Origin of the sequence: Pseudomonas berkeleyensis (genome assembly GCF_014109765.1) — a bacterium.
Lineage (GTDB): Bacteria > Pseudomonadota > Gammaproteobacteria > Pseudomonadales > Pseudomonadaceae > Aquipseudomonas > Aquipseudomonas berkeleyensis.
In genome coordinates this window covers 1,768,014-1,787,389 of sequence record NZ_CP059139.1, presented here as the reverse complement: position 1 = coordinate 1,787,389, position 19,376 = coordinate 1,768,014, and the positions used below count along the sequence as shown (strand labels likewise).

The window sequence follows — 19,376 nt, the reverse complement described above, 5'->3', positions numbered from 1 at the left end:
GAAGAAACTGCCACCATCGTCCCAGGCCTTACACGCTGAAAACTAGAGGCCATCGAGTGCAATACTGGCCAAACGGCAGCGAGTCATTTATCCTGCCAAACACTGTACAAAAACCCAGTTAAACCAATACGCATGAAGGCAGACGAGGTGATGAATGGCCGTCGAAGTGGTGTACCGCAGCAGCCGCGATCCGGAGCGCTTGTTTATGGATAAAGCCGAAGCCGACCGTTACGACAAGATGCTGGAGTTGGCCGAGCGCCTGAGCGAAGTGCTGCACAAGGCGGTTCCCTCTCTCAGCGAAGAACAAGGCGAAGAGCTTGGCATCTTCATGGCCAAGAACCGCGAAATCTTCGCCAAGGCCTTCAAGAGCCAGCCCGATGCACTCGACGAGCTGGAAGAGAACGCTGCCAGCGAGTAAGCCATCCCTCTTGCCGCGCTGCCTCGTCGGGGTGGCGCAGCTTCTCTCCTGTCCCCTTCCCGCCTGTCACGACGCTCGATATTGCGCTGCTGCCTGCTCCAGCCAGTTGGGCAGATCACGCCGCCTGACCCCTTCGCTTTGCGCGCGAGCCAATTGCTCCAGCATGTACTGACGCTTACCAGCATCGCCCTCTGCCAGAGACAATGCCAGATCGCGGTCGCTCCACTGACGGATACGGCGAAACAGCCACCAGTGGAAATACAGGCCAGCAGCGGTGGTAACGACGATAATGAAATAATCCATGGCAATCCCTCTGTCGCAGTACGCTAATCCAGCCGGGTTTTACCGCCAAGTGCAGCGTTGCCGCAGGGCAAGGAGTCAGTTCCATGATTCGATGCAAACGGGTTTATCTGGAGGCCGAGGCGAGCGATGGACACCGCGTGCTGGTCGACCGCCTGTGGCCACGCGGCATCGCCAGGAACGCACTCGAACTGCATGACTGGCTACCCGATGTGGCACCCTCGACCTCGTTGCGCAAGGCATTCGGTCACCGGCTCGAAGCCTTCGACACCTTCCGCGATGCCTATCGTCAGGAGCTCAGCGGCCATCCCGAGTACTGGCAAGCACTGCTGCACTGGGCCTCTCAAGGCATGCTGACGCTGCTCTATGCATCACGTGACGAACAGCACAACAACGCTCAGGTGCTGGCGGAATTTCTCGAAGACGAGCTGCAACGGCAGTCTTCCCCCAGTTCTCCCGTGTGCTATCAGGGTGAACTCGACAGCGATTGACCGTGTCGACTCGGCACGCTAGCCTTCGGTCTTCTGCGTATAGTTCGAACCTCTTCAGATGATTCTTTTCGCGCATCGCCTCAATGACTTCGCCAGCGCCGCTTATCGCGTTGCTGTCGACGGCTGTGCGCCACCACCTGTCTGTCGCGCCGGCTACCCACCACCGCCGGCCTCCGTCTAAGCGGGCACGCGCCCCGCACCTTCCTGCTCCGTTTGCCATCGGCCTTGCCGAGACGCGTTTATGTGCGCGTGCGGAGCTCATGCGGATTTTCGACAGGTGTTCCATCATGCGTTTCCATTCTTTTTCTCTGTCCCACCATGGCGCAACGGCGCTATTCGTATTGCTCTGGTCTGGCGGGGCAATCTTCGCCCGCATAGGCCTGGATCATGCGTCCCCCTTCGCGTTCCTCGTCCTGCGTTTCGCCCTCGCCTTCGCCGCCCTGGGACTGATCGCAGGATATTCAGGCGTCTGGCTGCCCAAGCGCGGTTTGCGCTGGCCAACCGCCAAAGCCGGCCTGCTGATGATCGGTGGCTACAGCTTTTGCTACCTGCTGGCACTGGCCGAAGGCATCACGCCCGGTGTGCTTGCAACGGTTCTGGGCGTGCAACCCATTCTGACCCTGATGCTGCTGGAGCGGCGCGCCTCCCCTCTGCGCTTGCTGGGGCTGCTAACGGCTCTGGCCGGTCTGGCGATGATTGTCGCCGACAGCCTGCTGCAAAGCGCGGTGTCGACCTCCGGTGTCCTGTATGCCCTCGGCGCCCTGGTCGGCATCACCTGCGGCAGCATCGCTCAGAAAAACGTGCAACAGACGCCCATGCAGGCGTTGCCTCTGCAGTACGGCCTCTGCCTGCTGGGCAGCCTGCTCCTGCTGCCCAGCCAGGAGTGGCACGTGCAATACGATCTCGGGCTGATCATGCCGCTGGTGTGGATGGGGCTGGTGATCTCGGTCGGCGCACAATTGCTGCTGTACCGGCTGATCCAGACCGGCAACCTGGTCAATGTCACCAGTCTGTTCTATCTGGTACCGATGACTACCGCACTGCTCGATTACCTGCTGCTGGGTAATCAGCTGTCATCCGCGGCATTACTCGGCATGCTGGCAATCCTGCTGGGTCTGGCACTGGTCTTCCGTTTCGCCCCGAAACCCACGTAAACGCGCTGTCGCTAGGCGCCATAGAGCAGTCGCTCGGCCAAATGGTCGGCGACTCGCGCGGGCGAACGTTTTTCAGCCTGGGCATAGGCGTAGATCTCGGTCAAACGCCGGCTGATTTGCGCCAGATGGGCGGTAATCGCCGTGATTTCCTCGCAGCGATGACGCAACGCCACGTAGATCAGCCCTCCAGCATTGAGCACGTAATCCGGCGCGTAGAGGATGCCGCGTGACTCCAGTTGGTCGGCAATCCCGGCACTGGCCAGCTGGTTATTGGCAGCGCCCGCCACCGCCGCACAACGCAGATGGGCGACCGTCTGCGCATTCAACACACCACCAAGGCCGCAGGGGGCAAGAATGTCGCAAGGGGTGCTGAGCAAGGCCTCACTGGCAATCGGGTGCGCGCCCAATTGCTCGACGGCCAGTTGCACACGACCAGCATCGAGATCACTGACCAGCAATTCGGCGCCGGCTGCATGCAGAGCTTCGGCCAAGGCGAAACCAACATTGCCCAGCCCCTGCACGGCAACGCGCAGCCCTTCCAGATCATCGCTACCCAGACGCGCCTGTGCCGTTGCACGAATCCCGGCGAATACCCCCAGCGCGGTATGAGGTGACGGGTCGCCTTCGCTGAAGGTGCTGGTTGCATGGTTGGTGTATTGAGCGATGCAGTCCATATCGGCACTGGAGGTACCGCTGTCGACGGCAGTGATATAGCGCCCATTCAAGGTTTCGATGAAACGCCCGAAGGCCTCGAAAAGCGCCGCGCGACTTTTTACATGCGCAGGCCGGATGATCACCGCCTTGCCACCACCGTGATCGATACCAGCCAGCGCCGCCTTGTAACTCATGCCCTGAGCCAGGCGTATGGCATCGGCGATGGCGCTCTGTTCATCCGGATAGGCCAGGTAACGGCAACCGCCAAGTGCCGGCCCGAAGCGGGTGTTGTGAATGGCGATAACGGCCTTGAGACCGCTGGCCGGATCCTCGGCCAAGTGCAGGGCCTCGAGGCGGGCGGCTTCCATCATGCTGAACATGCTGAGCTCCCGGTTGGACGTCTGGGCTCAGTATAGGAGAGCCTCGCTGGACGACAGCCTCGCCAGCGGCTACAAAAGCAGAAGTCAGCGGAGAATGCGATGAGTCCACGCCAAGCCTGCTTAGAGTGCCTGCAACGTGATCCACCTGCTCTGTTAGAGGCGGCACTGTGGATAGCGGCCGAACACGACAACCAGCTTCAGCCCGCACATGTGCTGAGTGATCTGCACAGTCTGCAGCTGCAGGTCAGTGCCGGGTTGCCCGCCCTGCCTGCCCGCGAACTGGCTCAGCCACTGCTACGCCGGCTCGCCGAACTCGATTTCCAGGAGAACGATGAAGGCGTCACACGCCCACGTCATGCACTGATCCACGAAGTGCTGCGCCACCGCCGTGGCCAGCCGCTGCCCCTGGCCCTGATCGCACTGGAACTGGCACAGCGCCTGGACATTCCACTGCAAGGCGTGAACTTCCCCGGGCATTTCATGCTGCGTGTACCGGGCGCCGATCATCTGCTCGATCCCTGTGGCGGACGCCGCCTGTATACCCGCGACTGCCGCGATCAGCTCTACCGCCAGTTGGGCCCGGGTGCCGAACTCAGCGCCGTGCATCTGCAAACGGCCGATGCTCACACCATGCTACAGCGCCTGTCGCGCAACCTGCGCCTGCTTCACCTGCAACAGGACAACCTCGAGGCAGCGCTCAAGGACGCCGAACGCACCCTGCAACTCGGCCAACCGAATCTGCTCGATCACCTGGCCAGGGCGGACGTCTACCAAAAGCTCGATTGCCCGCAAGGCGAGCGCTACGACCTCGAACACGCACTGCTGTTCTGTGAAGAAGAAGGCCTACGCCTGCAGTTGAGTCAGCGCTTGCGCAACCTGGCAAGAGCGCCAGCGATGCACTGAGAGTGGCGGCATACGCCCCCTGCGAACGATCAGGTTCTCAGGCAGAAGCCGGCAGACCATGGAAGCTGAAGTAATAACGCAGGGCATCGATCATTTCGATGTAGTCGGCAGGCGGGGCTAGCAAAGCGAAGCCAGAGTCGTAGCTACCGGGCGTGACGTCTTCACGGCACCACTGGCAATTGGCGGAGAAGTCGATGAAATGCATGCCCTGCTGGCCGGGAATCTTCAGGCGCATATCGAAACGCGCGCCCACCAGCATCGGCAACTGACTGATCAGCATCAGGCCGTCCAGCGAGACATTACCGATGAAGCCCATCGGTTTGTCGGTGATGCGATTGAACACCTTCAGGTAGTAGGGCAACTGGTGGCGTTCGATTCGGCGTTGGCTGCGCATGCTGGCAAATCGCTACAAAGGGTCTTGAGTATGGCCCTACTACGGCCGCTTAACCACCTTCACGTACAGCGTTGGGCTATTCGCTCGCGCAACTGGCGACGAGCGGTGTCGGTCTCTTCATCACTGTAGTAAATCCGCTCGCCATTGGCATCGGTACGGTAGTAACTGAAGCCCTCGGGAATCTGCGCCAGACGTCGACGCAAATCCTGGCACTCCGAGGCTCGCTCCGCACGTTGCGCCGCTGCAGTGGCCGCGGCTTGCTGTTGCTCCTCACGACGCGCGTCGTGAAAGCGCTGAGTGCGTGCCTCACGCTCGCGTGTATGTTCGTCGCGCTCGACGACCTGAGGCCTCACCTCCACAGGCTCGGCGCCAGCCACGGGGCGCTGGCCGAAATGCACCCGCCCCTGCTCATCCGTCCAACGATAAATCTCCGCCGTCGCCAAGGCTGGCAACAACGTGGCGATCAGCAACAAGCGACGCATGTTCATCCTCCATGAAAGACACACGCCAGCTTATACCGCCGTACAGCGCGGAGAAACGATGCACGACAGGTGGTTTACAACGCCGCAGGACTGGCCTTGGCCGCCGGCATCGGGCTGTGGTGGCCCAGTTGCTCCAGCGTTTGCAGGCGGGCGCGAGCGCGGTAGGCGTATTCGCTGGCCGGGTAGCGCGCGATGATGAACTGATAGGTCTGCGCCGCATCGACGAACAGGTTCTCGCGTTCCAGGCACTGGCCACGCAGCAGGGAAATTTCCGGCTGCAGATAATTTCGCGAGCGGCTCATACGCTCGGCCTGCGACAGCTCCAATGCGACGCGTGCGCAATCGCCCTCGTCATAGGCGCGATAGGCATTGTTCAGGTGATGGTCGAGCGATACACGGGTACAACCCGTGGCTGTCAGTGCCACGGCTAGGATGATCAAGGTACGCATGGGCAATTCCTCCGATGTGCAGTGTATCGACAGCACAGGGAAAAACTGAACAGCGACAAACCTCCGATGGGTTTTGCTGCCCACGCCTTGGCGCTGCCCGAGGCGCTGACTAGACTGCGCGGCATCGGCCCGTCCGGCCAAGGAGCCCGCATGCCGCTCGTTCGCCTGCTTCCCCTCGTTATCGCTGCCAGCCTGGTGAGCGCCTGCGCCCCGACCACACCGCTGTTCATCGCCCAACTCACTACCAACGAAGTGGTCGAGTACAAGGCCTTGAAGACCAAGCGCATGACCGCCGCCATCGAGGAAGAAGGCGATCTGCTGACCTACAGCGCCCTGGCCATCCGTGACGCCCACAGCGACAAGGCTGAAGCGTTGTATCTGGATGGCTACCGCGACCGCCAGCTGAGCGGCGAAGTACGCGCCATCGCCCTGTATCAGATCGGCCTGATCTACATGAATCGCTTCAACGAACAGCGCGACGATCCCAAGGCGCTCAACTACTTCTACAAGGTGCTCAACGAATTCCCGGCCAGCCAGGCCGCCAGTCGTGCCGAGGAGCGCATCGCCACGATCCGCCAACGCGGCGACGAGCCGATCCACAAGACCTCGCGCGAGCTGTTGGCACACTGGCAGCCCAGCCAGAACCTCGACCTGTACAAACCCAGCCTCGACCCGGACATGACCCTGCTATCGCGCCGCGCCGTGCTCAAGGGCCGCGTTGACGAAGCCGAGCAGCTTTACATGCTCGGCCTGGCCGACCCACACGTACCGGCCGACATCAAAGAAAAGGCGCTGTACCAACTGGCGCTGATGCACATGGCGCCAGACAACCCGGCGGCCAACCGCGACAAGGCCATCGCCTACCTGCGTCGCCTGCTCGTGCAGTTCCCCGATGGCGAACTCAACGCCAAGGCCGCCCGCCATCTCGACCTGGCGCTGAACCCGGCAATACGCTGACGCATATCAAAGCCCACTCGCGCCGCCTGGTCTGTAATGTATCGACAGACTCCCAGACGAGGCCGTTGCCATGAAATTCGAACGACTACTGGTCGTCATCGACCCGGAACACGAGCAACAACCCGCCCTGCAACGCGCCGCTGCGCTGGCGCGCAAAACCGGAGCAGAACTGCATCTGCTGCAGGTCGACTACCACCCCAGCCTGGAAGCGGGCCTGCTCGACAACCGCCTGCTCACCCACGCCCGTGAAGCCATGCTGTTGCAGCGCCGCGAAGAGCTGACCGCTCGTGTCGCGGATCTGGGCGCCGAAGGCCTCAAGATCGCGGTGGACGTTCGCTGGGGCAAGCGCCGGCACGAGGAAATCCTCTCACGCGCCGCCGTTCTGCAGCCGGACATCCTGTTCAAATCGACCCATCCCAGCAGTGCGCTGCGTCGCTTGTTGCTCAGCGACACCAGCTGGCAGCTGATTCGTCGCAGCCCGGTTCCGGTGTGGCTGGTGCACGATGCGCAGTGGAACGGCCAGCGCCTGTGCGCCGCGCTCGACCCGCTGCACAGCGCCGACAAACCTGCGGCCCTGGATCACCTGCTGATTAACACCAGTCAGGCCCTGCAGGCGCAGCTCGGCCTGCAGGCCGAATACCTACATGCACAGGCGCCACTACCCCCCTCGCTGATGTTCGACGCCGAAGTAGCGCAGGAGTATGAAGACTACGTGACCACCTCTGCGCGTGAGCATCGCCAGGCATTCGACGCGCTGATCGCCCAGCACGCCATCGACAAGGCGCAGGCCCATCTGCTGGAGGGTTTCGCCGAGGAAGTCATCCCGCGTTTCGTGCGCAAGCACAATATCGACCTGCTGGTGATGGGCGCCATCGCCCGCGGCCATCTGGAAAACCTGCTGATCGGCCATACCGCCGAACGGGTGCTGGAACGGGTCGAGTGCGACCTGCTGGTGATCAAACCGGGCGGCAAAGAGTAGTGCACGGGAACAATGACTACAGCGCAAGGCCGTAGTAGCCTCCCCGGCATAGTTCACTAGGGAGTTCGTGCATGACCTTTCGCCGTACCAAAATCGTCGCCACCCTGGGCCCGGCCAGCAACTCGCCGGAAGTGCTCGAGCAATTGATTCTCGCGGGCCTGGATGTGGCCCGCCTGAACTTCTCCCACGGCACGCCCGACGATCACAAGGCCCGCGCCCAGCTGGTGCGTGAGCTGGCAGCCAAACATGGTCGCCACGTGGCGCTGCTCGGCGACCTGCAAGGCCCGAAGATCCGCATCGCCAAGTTCGAGAACAAGCGCATCGAGCTCAAGGATGGCGACCTGTTCCGCCTCTCCTCCAGCCACTCGCGCACTGCCGGCACTCAGGAAGTGGTCGGCATCGACTACCCGGCGCTGATTCAGGACTGCGATGTCGGTGACGAACTGCTGCTCGACGATGGCCGTGTGGTCATGCGCGTCGAACTCAAGGGCGCCGACGAACTGCATTGCCGCGTACTGATCGGCGGCCCGCTGTCCGACAACAAGGGCATCAACCGTCGCGGCGGTGGCCTGACCGCGCCAGCCCTGACCGAGAAAGACAAGGCCGACATCAAAGTCGCCGCCGAAATGGATCTGGACTACCTCGCCGTATCCTTCCCGCGTGATGCCGCCGACATGGACTACGCCCGTCGCCTGCTCACCGAGGCCGGCGGTACTGCCTGGCTGGTAGCCAAGATCGAGCGCGCCGAAGCCGTGGCCGATGACGAAGCCCTCGACGGCCTGATCCGCGCCAGCGACGCAGTGATGGTGGCCCGTGGCGACCTGGCCGTGGAAATCGGCGATGCCGAACTGGTCGGTATCCAGAAGAAAATCATCGCCCATGCCCGTCGCCTGAACAAAGCGGTGATCACCGCCACCCAGATGATGGAATCGATGATCCACAGCCCGATGCCGACCCGCGCCGAAGTGTCCGACGTGGCTAACGCCGCGCTGGACTACACCGACGCCGTGATGCTCTCTGCCGAAAGCGCCGCTGGCGAATACCCGGTCGAAGCCGTGCAGGCCATGGCTCGCGTGTGCCTGGGTGCCGAGAAACACCCGACCAGCCAGAAATCCAGCCACCGCATCGGTCGCCAGTTCCAGCGTTGCGACGAGAGCGTGGCCCTGGCAACCATGTACACCGCCAACCACTTCCCGGGCGTCAAGGCCATCATCAGCCTGACCGAGAGTGGCTACAGCCCGCTGATCATGTCGCGCATTCGCTCCTCGATCCCGATCTTCGCCTTCACACCGCACCGCGAAGCCCAGGCCCGTGTGGCGTTGTTCCGCGGCGTCTACACCGTGCCGTTCGACCCAGCCTCGCTGCCGGCCAACAAAGTCAGCCAGGCTGCAGTGGACGAGCTGCTCAAGCGTGGTGTGGTCGAGCCGGGCGACTGGGTGATCCTGACCAAGGGCGACAGCTATCATGGTACCGGCGGCACCAACACCATGAAGATCCTGCACGTCGGCGATCAGATGGTCTGATGCACCGTTGAACGAAAAGAGGCCGCTCCATGAGCGGCCTCTTTCGTTTCGCCATCTTGCTTCTATCGTAGGGTGCGGTGCGCGCACCACGAAACGCAGCCGCTTGGCGCACCCTACGTGCTCAAGCCTTGGGCAGCGTCACACCCGTCTGGCCCTGGTATTTGCCACCACGGTCACGGTAGGAAACCTCACAGGCCTCGTCGGACTGCAGGAACAGCATCTGTGCCACGCCTTCGTTGGCGTAGATCTTCGCCGGCAGGTTGGTGGTGTTGGAGAACTCCAGGGTCACGTGGCCTTCCCATTCCGGTTCCAGCGGCGTGACGTTGACGATGATGCCGCAGCGCGCATAGGTGCTCTTGCCCAGGCAGATGGTCAGTACATCACGCGGAATGCGGAAGTACTCGACAGTACGAGCCAGGGCGAAGGAGTTCGGCGGGATGATGCAGACATCGCTCTTGATGTCCACGAAGCTCTTCTCGTCGAAGTTCTTCGGGTCGACGATGGCCGAATGGATGTTGGTGAACACCTTGAATTCGTCGGCGCAACGTACGTCGTAGCCATAGCTGGAAACGCCGTAGGAGATGACGCGGCTGTCGTCGGCACCGCGTACCTGGCGCTCGACATAGGGCTCGATCATCCCGTGTTCCTGGGCCATGCGGCGAATCCACTTATCCGATTTGATGCTCATGGCGGGGAGTCCTGAGTTGGGCTATTGCGAAAAAAGTGAGCGCATCTTACCGAGGCCAGCGCCACGCTTCAAAGACTGCGGCACCCAGCGTTGAGGATTATTTGCAAAAAAGCTGCATCGAGCATTCGCACTCGGCGATAAAAACACGTATGGTGTCCCCACTGTGCTGCATGTGTCACCGCGAATCGCTACTAGATGCCTAGATTTCGATCCAAACATCGTCCGACTCCTAGTACTCGTTGCACTCAGTCCCGGCCTGGGCTTTTCCAGGGCTGCTATTACTTTTGTTAGGAGACATCACATGTCCAATCGTCAGACTGGCACCGTTAAGTGGTTCAACGATGAGAAAGGCTACGGCTTCATCACCCCGCAATCCGGTGACGACCTCTTCGTACACTTCAAAGCCATTCAGAGCGATGGTTTCAAGAGCCTGAAAGAAGGCCAGCAAGTTTCCTTCGTGGCCACCCGTGGTCAGAAAGGCATGCAAGCTGAGGAAGTTCAGGTTATCTAACCTGCACTGTCCTGCTTGAAAGAAAGCCCCGCCTAGTGCGGGGCTTTTTCTTGCCTGCGCGAAAGTGCCGCTCCCGGCCAGTATCGCGTTGTCGGATGTACGCAGGGCGGGTTAGGTGCCCGTGCTCCCCTCTCCCGCATGCGGGAGAGGGTCACCAGATGGCCGCTTCGCGGCCGCTCTCAGTCCTCACTGATCTCGATGCTCGGCATGGCTACCTTGCCAGCCAGGGCGATGCGCGCGCCGACCTTGCGCGCCAGATCCTGGTAGATCATGGCGATCTGGCTTTCCGGGTCGGCCACCGTGGTTGGCTTGCCGTCATCGGCTTGCATACGGATGGCCATCGACAGCGGCAACGACGCCAGCAGCTCGACGCCATACTGCGCAGCCAGCTTCTCGCCGCCGCCCTCGCCGAACAGGTGCTCGGCATGCCCGCAGTTGGAGCAGATGTGCACGGCCATGTTCTCCACCACACCTAGCACCGGGATGTGCACCTTGCGGAACATCTCCACGCCCTTCTTGGCATCGAGCAGGGCCAGATCCTGCGGTGTAGTGACGATCACGCTGCCCGCCACCGGAACTTTCTGCGCCAGTGTGAGCTGAATGTCGCCAGTGCCCGGCGGCATGTCCACCACCAGATAGTCGAGGTTGTCCCAGGCGGTCTGGGTGATCAGTTGCAGCAGCGCACCGCTGACCATCGGCCCGCGCCAGACCATCGGCGTGTTGTCGTCGGTGAGAAAGGCCATCGACATCACCTGCACGCCGTGGGCCTCGAGCGGCACGAACCATTTCTGATCCTTGACCTGCGGCCGGGTGCCAGCGGGGATGCCGAACATGATGCCCTGGCTGGGGCCGTAGATATCGGCATCGAGAATGCCCACGCGCACACCTTCACGGGCCAGCGCCAACGCCAGGTTGGCGGCCGTGGTGGATTTGCCCACGCCACCCTTGCCCGAAGCCACGGCAATGACGTTCTTCACGTTGCCCAGCGACGGCACCTGGGCCTGGCCCTGATGCGACTCGATCACGCAGTCGATCTGCACCTGCGCCGCCTCGACGCCATCGAGATTCTCCAGCGCCATCTGCAGCATCTGCGCCCAGCCGCTCTTGAACAGGCCGGCCGCATAACCCAGCTCCAGGCGCACCCGCACCTTGCCACCCTGGATATCCACTTCGCGCAGGCAACCGGCACTGACCGGATCCTGATCGAGATGGGGGTCGACGAGTTGACGCAGGCAGGCTTCCACCGCTTCGCGGGTAACGGCACTCATGGATGGCTCCGAAAGGTTGAGTGAAACAGGCGGGCATCATACCGCAGGCTGCCGAGGACGACGCCGCCTGCGTCAATCCATCCAGTGAGCGCAGCAGGGTCGGCGCAGGTGGCTTGCAACTGCCCGCTGCTTTATAGTTGCCGACTCCCTTTGTTTTACCAGTGCAGCCGATCATCATGAGCGAAGCCCGCAAGATTCTCGTTACCAGCGCCCTCCCCTATGCCAACGGTTCGATCCACCTCGGGCACATGCTCGAATACGTGCAGACGGACATGTGGGTGCGCTTCCAGAAACTGCGAGGCAACCAGGCCATCTACGTCTGCGCCGACGACGCGCATGGCTCGGCGATCATGCTGCGTGCCGAGAAGGAAGGCATCACCCCGGAACAGTTGATCGATGGCGTGCGCGCCGAGCACATGGCCGACTTCGCCGACTTCGGCGTGAACTTCGACAACTACCACTCGACCCACTCGGACGAGAACCGTGAGCTGTCCGCCGCCATCTACCTGGCCCTGCGCGACAAGGGCCACATCGCCACCCGCGCGGTGACCCAATATTTCGACCCCGACAAGGGCATGTTCCTCGCCGACCGTTTCATCAAAGGCACCTGCCCGAAATGCGGTACCGACGACCAGTACGGCGACAACTGCGAAAAGTGCGGCGCCACCTACTCGCCGACGGAACTGAAGAACCCGCGTTCGGCCATCTCCGGAGCCGTGCCCGTACTCAAGGAGTCGCAGCACTTCTTCTTCAAGCTGCCGGACTTCGAAGCCATGCTCAAGCAGTGGACGCGCTCCGGCGCGCTGCAGGAAGCGGTGGCCAACAAGATCGCCGAATGGCTCGATGGCGGCCTGCAGGAGTGGGACATCTCGCGTGATGCGCCCTACTTCGGCTTCGAGATTCCCGGAGAGCCGGGCAAGTACTTCTATGTCTGGCTGGACGCGCCGATCGGCTACATGGCCAGCTTCAAGAACCTCTGTGCGCGCCGTCCGGATCTGGACTTCGACGCGTTCTGGGGCAAGGACTCGACCGCCGAGCTGTACCACTTCATCGGCAAGGACATCGTCAACTTCCACGCCCTGTTCTGGCCGGCGATGCTCGAAGGCGCGGGCTACCGCAAGCCGACCGGCGTCAACGTGCACGGCTACCTGACCGTCAACGGGCAGAAGATGTCCAAGTCGCGTGGCACCTTCATCAAGGCGCGCACCTACCTGGATCACCTGAACCCGGAATACCTGCGCTACTACTATGCCTCCAAACTGGGCCGTGGCGTCGACGACCTCGACCTGAACCTCGAGGACTTCGTGCAGAAGGTCAACTCCGACCTGGTCGGCAAGGTGGTCAACATCGCCAGCCGCTGCGCCGGTTTCATCCACAGGGGCAACGCTGGCGTACTGGTTACCGCCAACCCGGAACCTGCGCTGTGGGAAGCCTTCCAGGTCGCCGCACCGAGCATCGCCGAAGCCTACGAGGCGCGCGACTTCTCGCGTGCCATGCGCGAGATCATGGCGCTGGCCGACCGCGCCAACGCCTGGATCGCCGACAAGGCACCGTGGGCACTGAACAAGGTCGAAGGCAAACAGGCCGAAGTGCAGGAAATCTGCGCGCTGGGCATCAACCTGTTCCGCCAGTTGATCATCCTGCTCAAGCCGGTACTGCCGAATCTGGCGGCCGAAGCCGAGGCCTTCCTCAACGTGCCGGCACTGACCTGGGACGACCTCAGCAAGCCACTGGCCGATCACCAGCTCAATCCGTTCAGCCCGCTGCTGACCCGTATCGAACTGCCGAAGATCGAAGCCATGGTGGAAGCCTCCAAGGAAGACCTGGCCGCCGAGGCCAGCAAGCCTGCAGGCAATGGTGAACTGGCGAAGGATCCGCTGGCCGCCGAAATCAACTTCGACGCCTTCGCTGCCGTCGACCTGCGCATCGCGCTGATCGAGAAATGCGAGTTCGTCGAAGGTGCCGACAAGCTGCTGCGCCTGTCGCTGGATATCGGAGACGAGAAGCGCAACGTGTTCTCCGGCATCAAGTCCGCCTACCCGGATCCGAGCAAGCTGGAAGGTCGCCTGACGCTGTACGTCGCCAACCTGGCGCCGCGCAAGATGAAGTTCGGCGTATCCGAAGGCATGGTGCTGGCGGCCGGCCCTGGCGGAGAGGAAATCTACCTGCTCAGCCCGGACAGCGGCGCCAAGCCGGGCCAGCGCGTCAAGTAATCACAACGTAAGAACCCGTTCACGATCTCGCGAGCTAGAGCCGTACAAGGCAAAAACAGGCGAGGACGCGGAGTTTACGAGCTGTAAATGAGCAGTCCGAGCCTGTTTTTAACGCAGTAGGGCCGACGCGCAGCAGATCGTGAACAGGTTCTAAGGAGAACGCGATGAAACCATGGATGGTTGTGCTGTTTCTGCTAGCCCTGACAGGTTGCTCCGACCCGTCAGGGCTGCCGCTCGGCGGCGCCCTGCATGGCGAACGCAACCAGGCCGGCAGCTACCTGGCCTACGAGCATCATGTCGGTATCGAATTGCCGGCAGAGCAGCTCGGCGAACGCCTGGCCAGCACCCGTGAAGCCTGCCTGAGCGCACAGTTCGGCGCTTGCAGCCTGATCGCCGCGCAGCAGAGCAGCGGCAAGTCGCCACGCGGCGAGCTGACCCTGCGCATCGTGCCGGATGGCGTCGAGCCGATCACTCGTTTCGCCAGTGAAGGCGGCGAGCTGACCAGCCGCAACACCCGCGCCGAAGACCTGGCCCAGGCCGTCTCCGACAACCGCCGCCAGCACGACCAGTTGCTGCGCCAACAGCAGACCCTGCTGCAATTCCAGGAGCGTACCGATCTGGCCGTCGCCGACCTGCTGGCCCTGGCCCGTGAACTGGCCGCCGTCGAGGTGCAGTTGCAGGTCATCGCTCAGGAGGCCGCTCAGCAGCAGCGCCGCCTGGACACCAACCTGCTGACGCTGAACTTCACCAGCCCCTATGAACATTCGCCCATGGGCCGCATCGGTGAAGCCTTCTCCCGCCTGAAGGACAACCTCGCCGAAGGTACCGCCAACGTCATCGAGTTCATCGGTTACGGCCTGCCCTTCCTGATTCTGCTGTTCCCACTCGCCCTGCTGCTGCGCTGGTTGTGGCGCCGCCTCACCCGCAAGGCCGAGTAAGGCGCTGCGACAGCCGGCGCGGTTGTACCACCGCGCCGCGCCCCGGATAATACGCGGCCGTATCCAGACATCCTCACGCGACGCGCATGACCGACTTCTTCTTCGCCCTGATCGGTGCCGCCCTGATCAGCCACTTCGCGCTCGGCCTGCCGCTGGCCGCCGACGCCCTGCGCCACCTGCGCTTGCAGGCGCTTGGCCCCTGCGCCGCGTTGCTGATCCTGTTCGCCGTGCCCCTGGCCAGGCTGAGCGAATATCTTCTGCAAGGCGCAGCGCTGTCCTATCTGTACCTGCTCGCATTCATCCTGCTGAGTGCCGGTCTGGCCTGGCTGCTGCCAACATTGCTGGCACGCTGGCGACCGGCCCTGGCTCAGCCTGGTCTGTGGCCCATTCTGCTGGGCAACGGCCTGGGCGCCATGCTGCTGGGCAGATCCCTAGAGACGTTCAGCAGCGCCCTGGCTTTTGGCCTCGCCGGTGGGCTCGGTTTCTGGCTGATCCTGCAACTGTTCGATGACCTACAGGTGCGCATCGAGCGCTGCGATGTACCGGTCGCCTTTCGCGGCACGCCGATCCTGCTGATCAGCGCTGGCCTGATGGGCCTGGCCTTCCTCGGCTTCAACGGCATGGGGGCACTATGAGCCAGGCCCTGCGCAGCGACGCCCGTATCCGCGCCATCGACGCCCTGCTGCCGCAGACCCAGTGCGGCAAATGCGGCCATCCCGGCTGCCTGCCCTACGCCGAAGGCATTGCCGGTGGTGAGGCGATCAACAAGTGCCCGCCCGGCGGTAGCGCCACCGTTCATGCCCTGGCGGATCTGCTGCAACGCCCCTATCTGCCACTGGAGCTGCCGGAAGTACCGGCGCAGATCGCCTTTATCCGCGAGGCCGAATGCATCGGCTGCACCAAATGCATCCAGGCGTGTCCGGTAGACGCTATCGTCGGCGCAGCCAAACTGATGCACACGGTGATCACGGACGAATGCAGCGGCTGCGAGTTGTGCGTCGCGCCCTGCCCGGTCGACTGCATCGACATCCTGCCGCTGACCGGCGCAGAGATCGAACGACAGCGTGAACGCGCCGACCAGTTCCGCCAACGCCACGACGCCCGCCAGGCGCGACTGCTGCAGAACGAGAAGAAGCGCCAGACCGAGCGCGCGACACGTGCACCAGCAGCGCTGGCGATACCGGTTACGCAACCTGTCGCCGGTAACGAAGACGCCTACAAACGTCTGAAAATCGAAGCAGCAATGGCCAAGGTGGTACTGGCCAAGGCCGAAAAGCAGTTTGCCCAGCACGGCACCGAGGAGTTACAGCGCCAGGTCGAGGTACTACGTGCTGCAGCCGACCAGGCACAGAGCGCTCTGGATGCGATGCCCGCGCCAGCGCCTGCAGCTCCGACACCTGGCGTCGCCGCGCTCAAGCAAGCCAAGATCCAGTTGCTCACCAGCCGCACGGCACTGGCCAAAGCCGAGCGCGAAGGCGCGGATGAAGCAACGCTGCAGCGCTTGCGACAAGCTCTCGTGCAAGCCGAGCAGGCCCTGCACACTGCCGAAGACAACAGCGGCAAGCCGGTGCCCAATCTCGTGCGTACCGACAAGCAACCGGTCGACAAGCAATTTCGTGACCTGAAAACCACGCACGCTTACGCGCGCGCCGAAGTGCAGCGCCTGGAGCGCCGCCTGGCCGCCGACCCGAACGCGGTCGACGAAGCGACCATAGAGGCCGCACGCCAGCGCCTGGCTACAGCCGAGCAACGCCTCAGTGATTACCAGCGCGGCTGAGTCCGGCTTCGACCCTCGCCCCGCGCTACTGCGGGTGCTGCTCGCCTGCCTGCCCGGCGCCCTGGCGCTGTTGTGGTTCAACGGCTGGGGCGTGCTGATCCAGCTGTTGCTGGCCTGCCTGACCTGCTGCACCTGCGACTGGCTGGTACGTCGCCTACGCCACCAGCCAGCGCCTACCTGCAACCTGCTTGAGCAACGCTGGCTGGCTGAAGGCAGCGGTCTGGTAAGCGCCGTCCTGCTGGCGCTCGCACTGCCCAGCTACGCCCCCTGGTGGCTGACCGTCGCCAGCGCCGCATTCGCCAGCCTGTTCGGCAAAGCGATCTTCGGCGGCTTCGGACGCAATCCTTTCAACCCGGCCATGCTCGGCTACGCCTTCGCCTTGATCACCTTCCCTGCCCAGATGACCCAGTGGCCAACGCCCGGTGTCAGTCATGATCTGCTCGCCGCCCTGAACCAGGTATTCGCCTTCGGCAATGGCCTGCCGGACGGCTGGAGCCAGGCCACGGTGCTCGACACGCTAAGCCACAATGATCGCCTGACCCTGGACGAACTGTTCGCCAGCCACCCCGCATTTGGCGGTGTCGGTGGTCACGGAGCAGAGTGGGTCAACCTGGCGTTTCTCGCCGGTGGCGCGTTCCTCCTGCAACAGCGGGCGATTCGCTGGCAGGCACCAGCGGGCATGCTTGGCGCACTGTTCGTCATCAGCCTGTTGTGCTGGAACGGCAGCGGTTCGGATTCCAACGGCTCACCGCTGCTGCATCTGTTCAGTGGCGCGACCATGCTCGGCGCCTTCTTCATCGCCAGCGAACCCGTCAGCGGCGCCAGCACGCCACGAGGCCAGCTGTATTTCGGTATCGGCGTCGGCCTGCTGACCTACCTCATCCGCACCTGGGGCGGCTATCCCGACGGTATCGCTTTCGCCGTGCTGCTGATGAACCTGTGCGTCACTCGCCTCGACAGGCTGGGGGCAGCCCGATGAAGCAGGGCCTGCTGCTTGCTGCCTTAGCCCTGGCCACCGCAGGGCTGCTCGCTGCCCTGCAGCATCTGGCCGCACCAGGCATCGAGCAAGAGCGCCAGGCCGCCAGCGAGCGCCAATTGCTCGACCTGTTGCCAGCCGGCAGCTACGACAATCGCCCATTGCAGGAAACCATCGCCCTGCCGGCTGGAGGCCTGCTCGGCAACCCACGCGCAGAGACCGGCTACCTGGCCCGTCTACATGGCAAGCCGAGCGCAGTGCTGCTGCCGATCAGCGCACGTGGCTATGAAGGGCCGATCCGCTTGCTGGTAGCAATCTCCATCGATGGCAGGCTGATCGCCAGCAAGGTGCTGGAGCAACGCGAAACGCCCGGTCTTGCCGATCTCACCGCCCCTCAACGCCGCTCATGGCTGCAGCACTTCAACAGCCTGACAGCGGACGATGATTGGCAATTGAAAGCCGATGGTGGGTCAGTCGACCATATCGCCGGTGCCACCATCACCTCGCGCTCGGTCAGGGACGCCCTGCAAGCCGCTCTGCGCTTTCATGCCGCCGAATTGGAAACGACTTTTCGTAGGGCGGGTGCAACCCGCCAGACCACTGACGGCGGTTTGCACCCGCCCTACGGCGTGCAGAAGCCTGCGCCTCTGGAAGGCCAGCCATGAAGCGCTTGCCTGCTCTGCTCGCCCTGGCGCCCCTGCTGGGCACTACCGACCTGCTGATCAAGGCCACCACAGCTGGACTGATCGGCCTGCTGACGCTGCTGGCCTGCGGCCTGGTCTTGGCGCCATTGCGCAACCGTCTGCACGGCGCTCATCTGATACTCGCAGCTCTGTTTTTCGGGGCACTGTGCCTCGGCGCTGCCGAAATGATTCTGCAAGCGCTCAGCGCCGAACTGGCGGCTGCCCTAAGTCTGTTCCTGCCGCTGTTGGCATTACCCTGCCTGGCGCTGGCACTGCAGGACGAGCACGGCCCCTGGGCTGGGCTGCGTTCCGGCTTGGCATTGCTCGGCCTGGCCCTGCTGCTCGGAACCCTGCGTGAACTGTTCGGCCATGGCAGCCTTCTGGCTTATGCTGACTGGCTGTTCGGCCCAGCATTCTGCGGCTGGCAACTGCTCGGTGGTCTGCCGTTGCTGACGCAGGCGGCCGGCACCTTTATCCTGCTCGGCCTGTTGCTCGCATTGTTCCGTCACTTCAAACCAGAAAAAGCCTGATGAATGCCGCCAAACGCCTCGAAATCTTCCGTCGTCTGCATGAAGACAATCCGGAACCCATGACCGAACTCGCCTACACCACGCCGTTCGAGTTGCTGGTGGCAGTCACGCTGTCAGCCCAGGCCACCGACGTCAGCGTCAACAAGGCCACCGCCAAACTGTTCCCGGTCGCCAACACACCGGAGGCCATCTACGCCCTGGGCGTCGAAGGACTGTCCGAGTACATCAAGACCATCGGCCTGTACAACAGCAAGGCGAAGAACGTCATCGAAGCCTGCCGTATCCTCATCGAGAAGCACGGCAGCCAGGTGCCCGACAACCGCGAGGATCTCGAAGCGCTGCCCGGCGTCGGCCGCAAGACCGCCAACGTGGTGCTCAATACCGCTTTCCGCCAGTTGGCCATGGCGGTGGACACGCATATTTTCCGCGTCAGCAATCGCACCGGCATCGCCCCAGGCAAGAACGTGGTGGAGGTAGAGAAGAAGCTGCTCAAGTTCGTGCCCAAGGATTATCTGCTGGATGCGCACCACTGGCTGATACTGCATGGACGCTACGTCTGCGTGGCGCGCAAACCCCGCTGTGGCGCCTGCCGTATCGAGGACCTGTGCGAGTACAAGGCCAAGACCTCCGACGATTGATTGGCTATAGAATTCAGCGATCTTCTGATTGAAAAAATCTTTTTTACCCGCCCTATTTTTGTCGCTATAA

23 protein-coding genes are annotated in these 19,376 nt (G+C 62.7%); 16 read left to right on the top strand and 7 right to left on the bottom strand.

Features of this window, described 5'->3' with window-relative positions:
* The first annotated feature begins 154 nt into the window (after positions 1-154).
* Entirely contained in the window at positions 155-418 is a 264-nt protein-coding gene (locus HS968_RS08280) for a YebG family protein (RefSeq protein WP_182370929.1), read from the top strand.
* 66 nt (positions 419-484) lie between these two features.
* Here HS968_RS08280 and HS968_RS08275 read toward each other — a convergent pair whose 3' ends face one another.
* Entirely contained in the window at positions 485-721 is a 237-nt protein-coding gene (locus HS968_RS08275) for a hypothetical protein (protein WP_119693683.1), read from the bottom strand.
* A gap of 83 nt (positions 722-804) precedes the next feature.
* Between HS968_RS08275 and HS968_RS08270 the strand changes: the two genes are divergently transcribed.
* Together HS968_RS08270 and HS968_RS08265 are read left to right on the top strand one after the other, a co-directional pair.
* Positions 805-1,209, top strand: coding sequence for a DUF488 domain-containing protein (locus HS968_RS08270; protein WP_182370928.1), 405 nt, complete (start codon positions 805-807; stop codon positions 1,207-1,209).
* Positions 1,210-1,496: 287 nt separating this feature from the next.
* Positions 1,497-2,363 (top strand): DMT family transporter, encoded by an 867-nt coding sequence (locus HS968_RS08265; protein ID WP_182370927.1) that lies wholly within the window; start codon positions 1,497-1,499, stop codon positions 2,361-2,363.
* 11 nt (positions 2,364-2,374) lie between these two features.
* Here the strand turns inward: HS968_RS08265 and HS968_RS08260 are convergent, their stop codons facing one another.
* Positions 2,375-3,397 (bottom strand): Leu/Phe/Val dehydrogenase, encoded by a 1,023-nt coding sequence (locus HS968_RS08260; protein WP_182370926.1) that lies wholly within the window; start codon positions 3,395-3,397, stop codon positions 2,375-2,377.
* Between the two features lie 99 nt (positions 3,398-3,496).
* On the opposite strand from HS968_RS08260, the gene HS968_RS08255 reads away from it, so the two are divergent.
* The gene (locus HS968_RS08255) at positions 3,497-4,300 is read left to right on the top strand and encodes a SirB1 family protein (RefSeq protein ID WP_182370925.1); all 804 of its coding nucleotides are present in this window, start codon (positions 3,497-3,499) and stop codon (positions 4,298-4,300) included.
* 37 nt (positions 4,301-4,337) lie between these two features.
* On the opposite strand, the gene HS968_RS08250 is transcribed toward HS968_RS08255, so the two are convergent.
* From HS968_RS08250 to HS968_RS08240, 3 genes are all read right to left on the bottom strand, one after another.
* Entirely contained in the window at positions 4,338-4,694 is a 357-nt protein-coding gene (locus HS968_RS08250; protein WP_119693678.1) for a PilZ domain-containing protein, read from the bottom strand.
* Between the two features lie 59 nt (positions 4,695-4,753).
* Positions 4,754-5,176, bottom strand: coding sequence for a DUF4124 domain-containing protein (locus HS968_RS08245; RefSeq protein ID WP_182370924.1), 423 nt, complete (start codon positions 5,174-5,176; stop codon positions 4,754-4,756).
* A 74-nt stretch (positions 5,177-5,250) separates the two neighbouring features.
* Positions 5,251-5,625 (bottom strand): tetratricopeptide repeat protein, encoded by a 375-nt coding sequence (locus tag HS968_RS08240; RefSeq protein WP_179624345.1) that lies wholly within the window; start codon positions 5,623-5,625, stop codon positions 5,251-5,253.
* 150 nt (positions 5,626-5,775) lie between these two features.
* On the opposite strand from HS968_RS08240, the gene HS968_RS08235 reads away from it, so the two are divergent.
* The 3 genes from HS968_RS08235 to pyk all read left to right on the top strand — a co-directional run bounded on the left by HS968_RS08235 (position 5,776) and on the right by pyk (position 9,084).
* On the top strand, positions 5,776-6,582 hold the full coding sequence (locus HS968_RS08235; protein ID WP_119693675.1) for a tetratricopeptide repeat protein: 807 nt from the start codon (positions 5,776-5,778) through the stop codon (positions 6,580-6,582).
* A gap of 70 nt (positions 6,583-6,652) precedes the next feature.
* Positions 6,653-7,561, top strand: a complete 909-nt coding sequence (locus tag HS968_RS08230) for a universal stress protein (protein WP_182370923.1) — start codon at positions 6,653-6,655, stop codon at positions 7,559-7,561.
* A gap of 71 nt (positions 7,562-7,632) precedes the next feature.
* Positions 7,633-9,084: a pyruvate kinase gene (gene pyk, locus HS968_RS08225; protein ID WP_106739476.1), complete on the top strand. Its 1,452-nt coding sequence runs from the start codon at positions 7,633-7,635 to the stop codon at positions 9,082-9,084.
* Positions 9,085-9,205: 121 nt separating this feature from the next.
* On the opposite strand, the gene dcd is transcribed toward pyk, so the two are convergent.
* On the bottom strand, positions 9,206-9,772 hold the full coding sequence (gene dcd, locus HS968_RS08220; RefSeq protein WP_004423764.1) for a dCTP deaminase: 567 nt from the start codon (positions 9,770-9,772) through the stop codon (positions 9,206-9,208).
* Positions 9,773-10,073: 301 nt separating this feature from the next.
* Here dcd and HS968_RS08215 point away from each other — a divergent pair, with 301 nt between their 5' ends.
* Positions 10,074-10,283: a cold-shock protein gene (locus tag HS968_RS08215; protein ID WP_003245585.1), complete on the top strand. Its 210-nt coding sequence runs from the start codon at positions 10,074-10,076 to the stop codon at positions 10,281-10,283.
* A 179-nt stretch (positions 10,284-10,462) separates the two neighbouring features.
* Here HS968_RS08215 and apbC read toward each other — a convergent pair whose 3' ends face one another.
* Complete coding sequence (gene apbC, locus HS968_RS08210; protein ID WP_182370922.1) at positions 10,463-11,551, bottom strand: iron-sulfur cluster carrier protein ApbC; 1,089 nt, start codon at positions 11,549-11,551, stop codon at positions 10,463-10,465.
* Between the two features lie 176 nt (positions 11,552-11,727).
* Between apbC and metG the strand changes: the two genes are divergently transcribed.
* From metG to nth, 8 genes are all read left to right on the top strand, one after another.
* A complete protein-coding gene (gene metG, locus HS968_RS08205; protein WP_182370921.1) occupies positions 11,728-13,764 on the top strand; it encodes a methionine--tRNA ligase in 2,037 nt (678 codons plus the stop codon).
* A gap of 164 nt (positions 13,765-13,928) precedes the next feature.
* On the top strand, positions 13,929-14,702 hold the full coding sequence (locus HS968_RS08200; protein ID WP_179624340.1) for a DUF4349 domain-containing protein: 774 nt from the start codon (positions 13,929-13,931) through the stop codon (positions 14,700-14,702).
* A gap of 86 nt (positions 14,703-14,788) precedes the next feature.
* The gene (locus tag HS968_RS08195; RefSeq protein WP_179624339.1) at positions 14,789-15,337 is read left to right on the top strand and encodes an Rnf-Nqr domain containing protein; all 549 of its coding nucleotides are present in this window, start codon (positions 14,789-14,791) and stop codon (positions 15,335-15,337) included.
* Complete coding sequence (locus tag HS968_RS08190; RefSeq protein WP_182370920.1) at positions 15,334-16,479, top strand: RnfABCDGE type electron transport complex subunit B; 1,146 nt, start codon at positions 15,334-15,336, stop codon at positions 16,477-16,479. The genes HS968_RS08195 and HS968_RS08190 overlap by 4 nt, the downstream gene beginning before the upstream one ends.
* The gene (locus tag HS968_RS08185) at positions 16,463-17,458 is read left to right on the top strand and encodes an RnfABCDGE type electron transport complex subunit D (protein WP_179625237.1); all 996 of its coding nucleotides are present in this window, start codon (positions 16,463-16,465) and stop codon (positions 17,456-17,458) included. Before HS968_RS08190 ends, HS968_RS08185 begins: the two co-directional genes overlap by 17 nt.
* On the top strand, positions 17,455-18,120 hold the full coding sequence (locus HS968_RS08180) for an RnfABCDGE type electron transport complex subunit G (protein WP_179624337.1): 666 nt from the start codon (positions 17,455-17,457) through the stop codon (positions 18,118-18,120). The genes HS968_RS08185 and HS968_RS08180 overlap by 4 nt, the downstream gene beginning before the upstream one ends.
* Positions 18,117-18,668, top strand: coding sequence for an Rnf-Nqr domain containing protein (locus tag HS968_RS08175; RefSeq protein WP_179624336.1), 552 nt, complete (start codon positions 18,117-18,119; stop codon positions 18,666-18,668). Before HS968_RS08180 ends, HS968_RS08175 begins: the two co-directional genes overlap by 4 nt.
* Entirely contained in the window at positions 18,668-19,306 is a 639-nt protein-coding gene (nth, locus tag HS968_RS08170; protein ID WP_182370919.1) for an endonuclease III, read from the top strand. The genes HS968_RS08175 and nth overlap by 1 nt, the downstream gene beginning before the upstream one ends.
* Positions 19,307-19,376 lie beyond the last annotated feature (70 nt).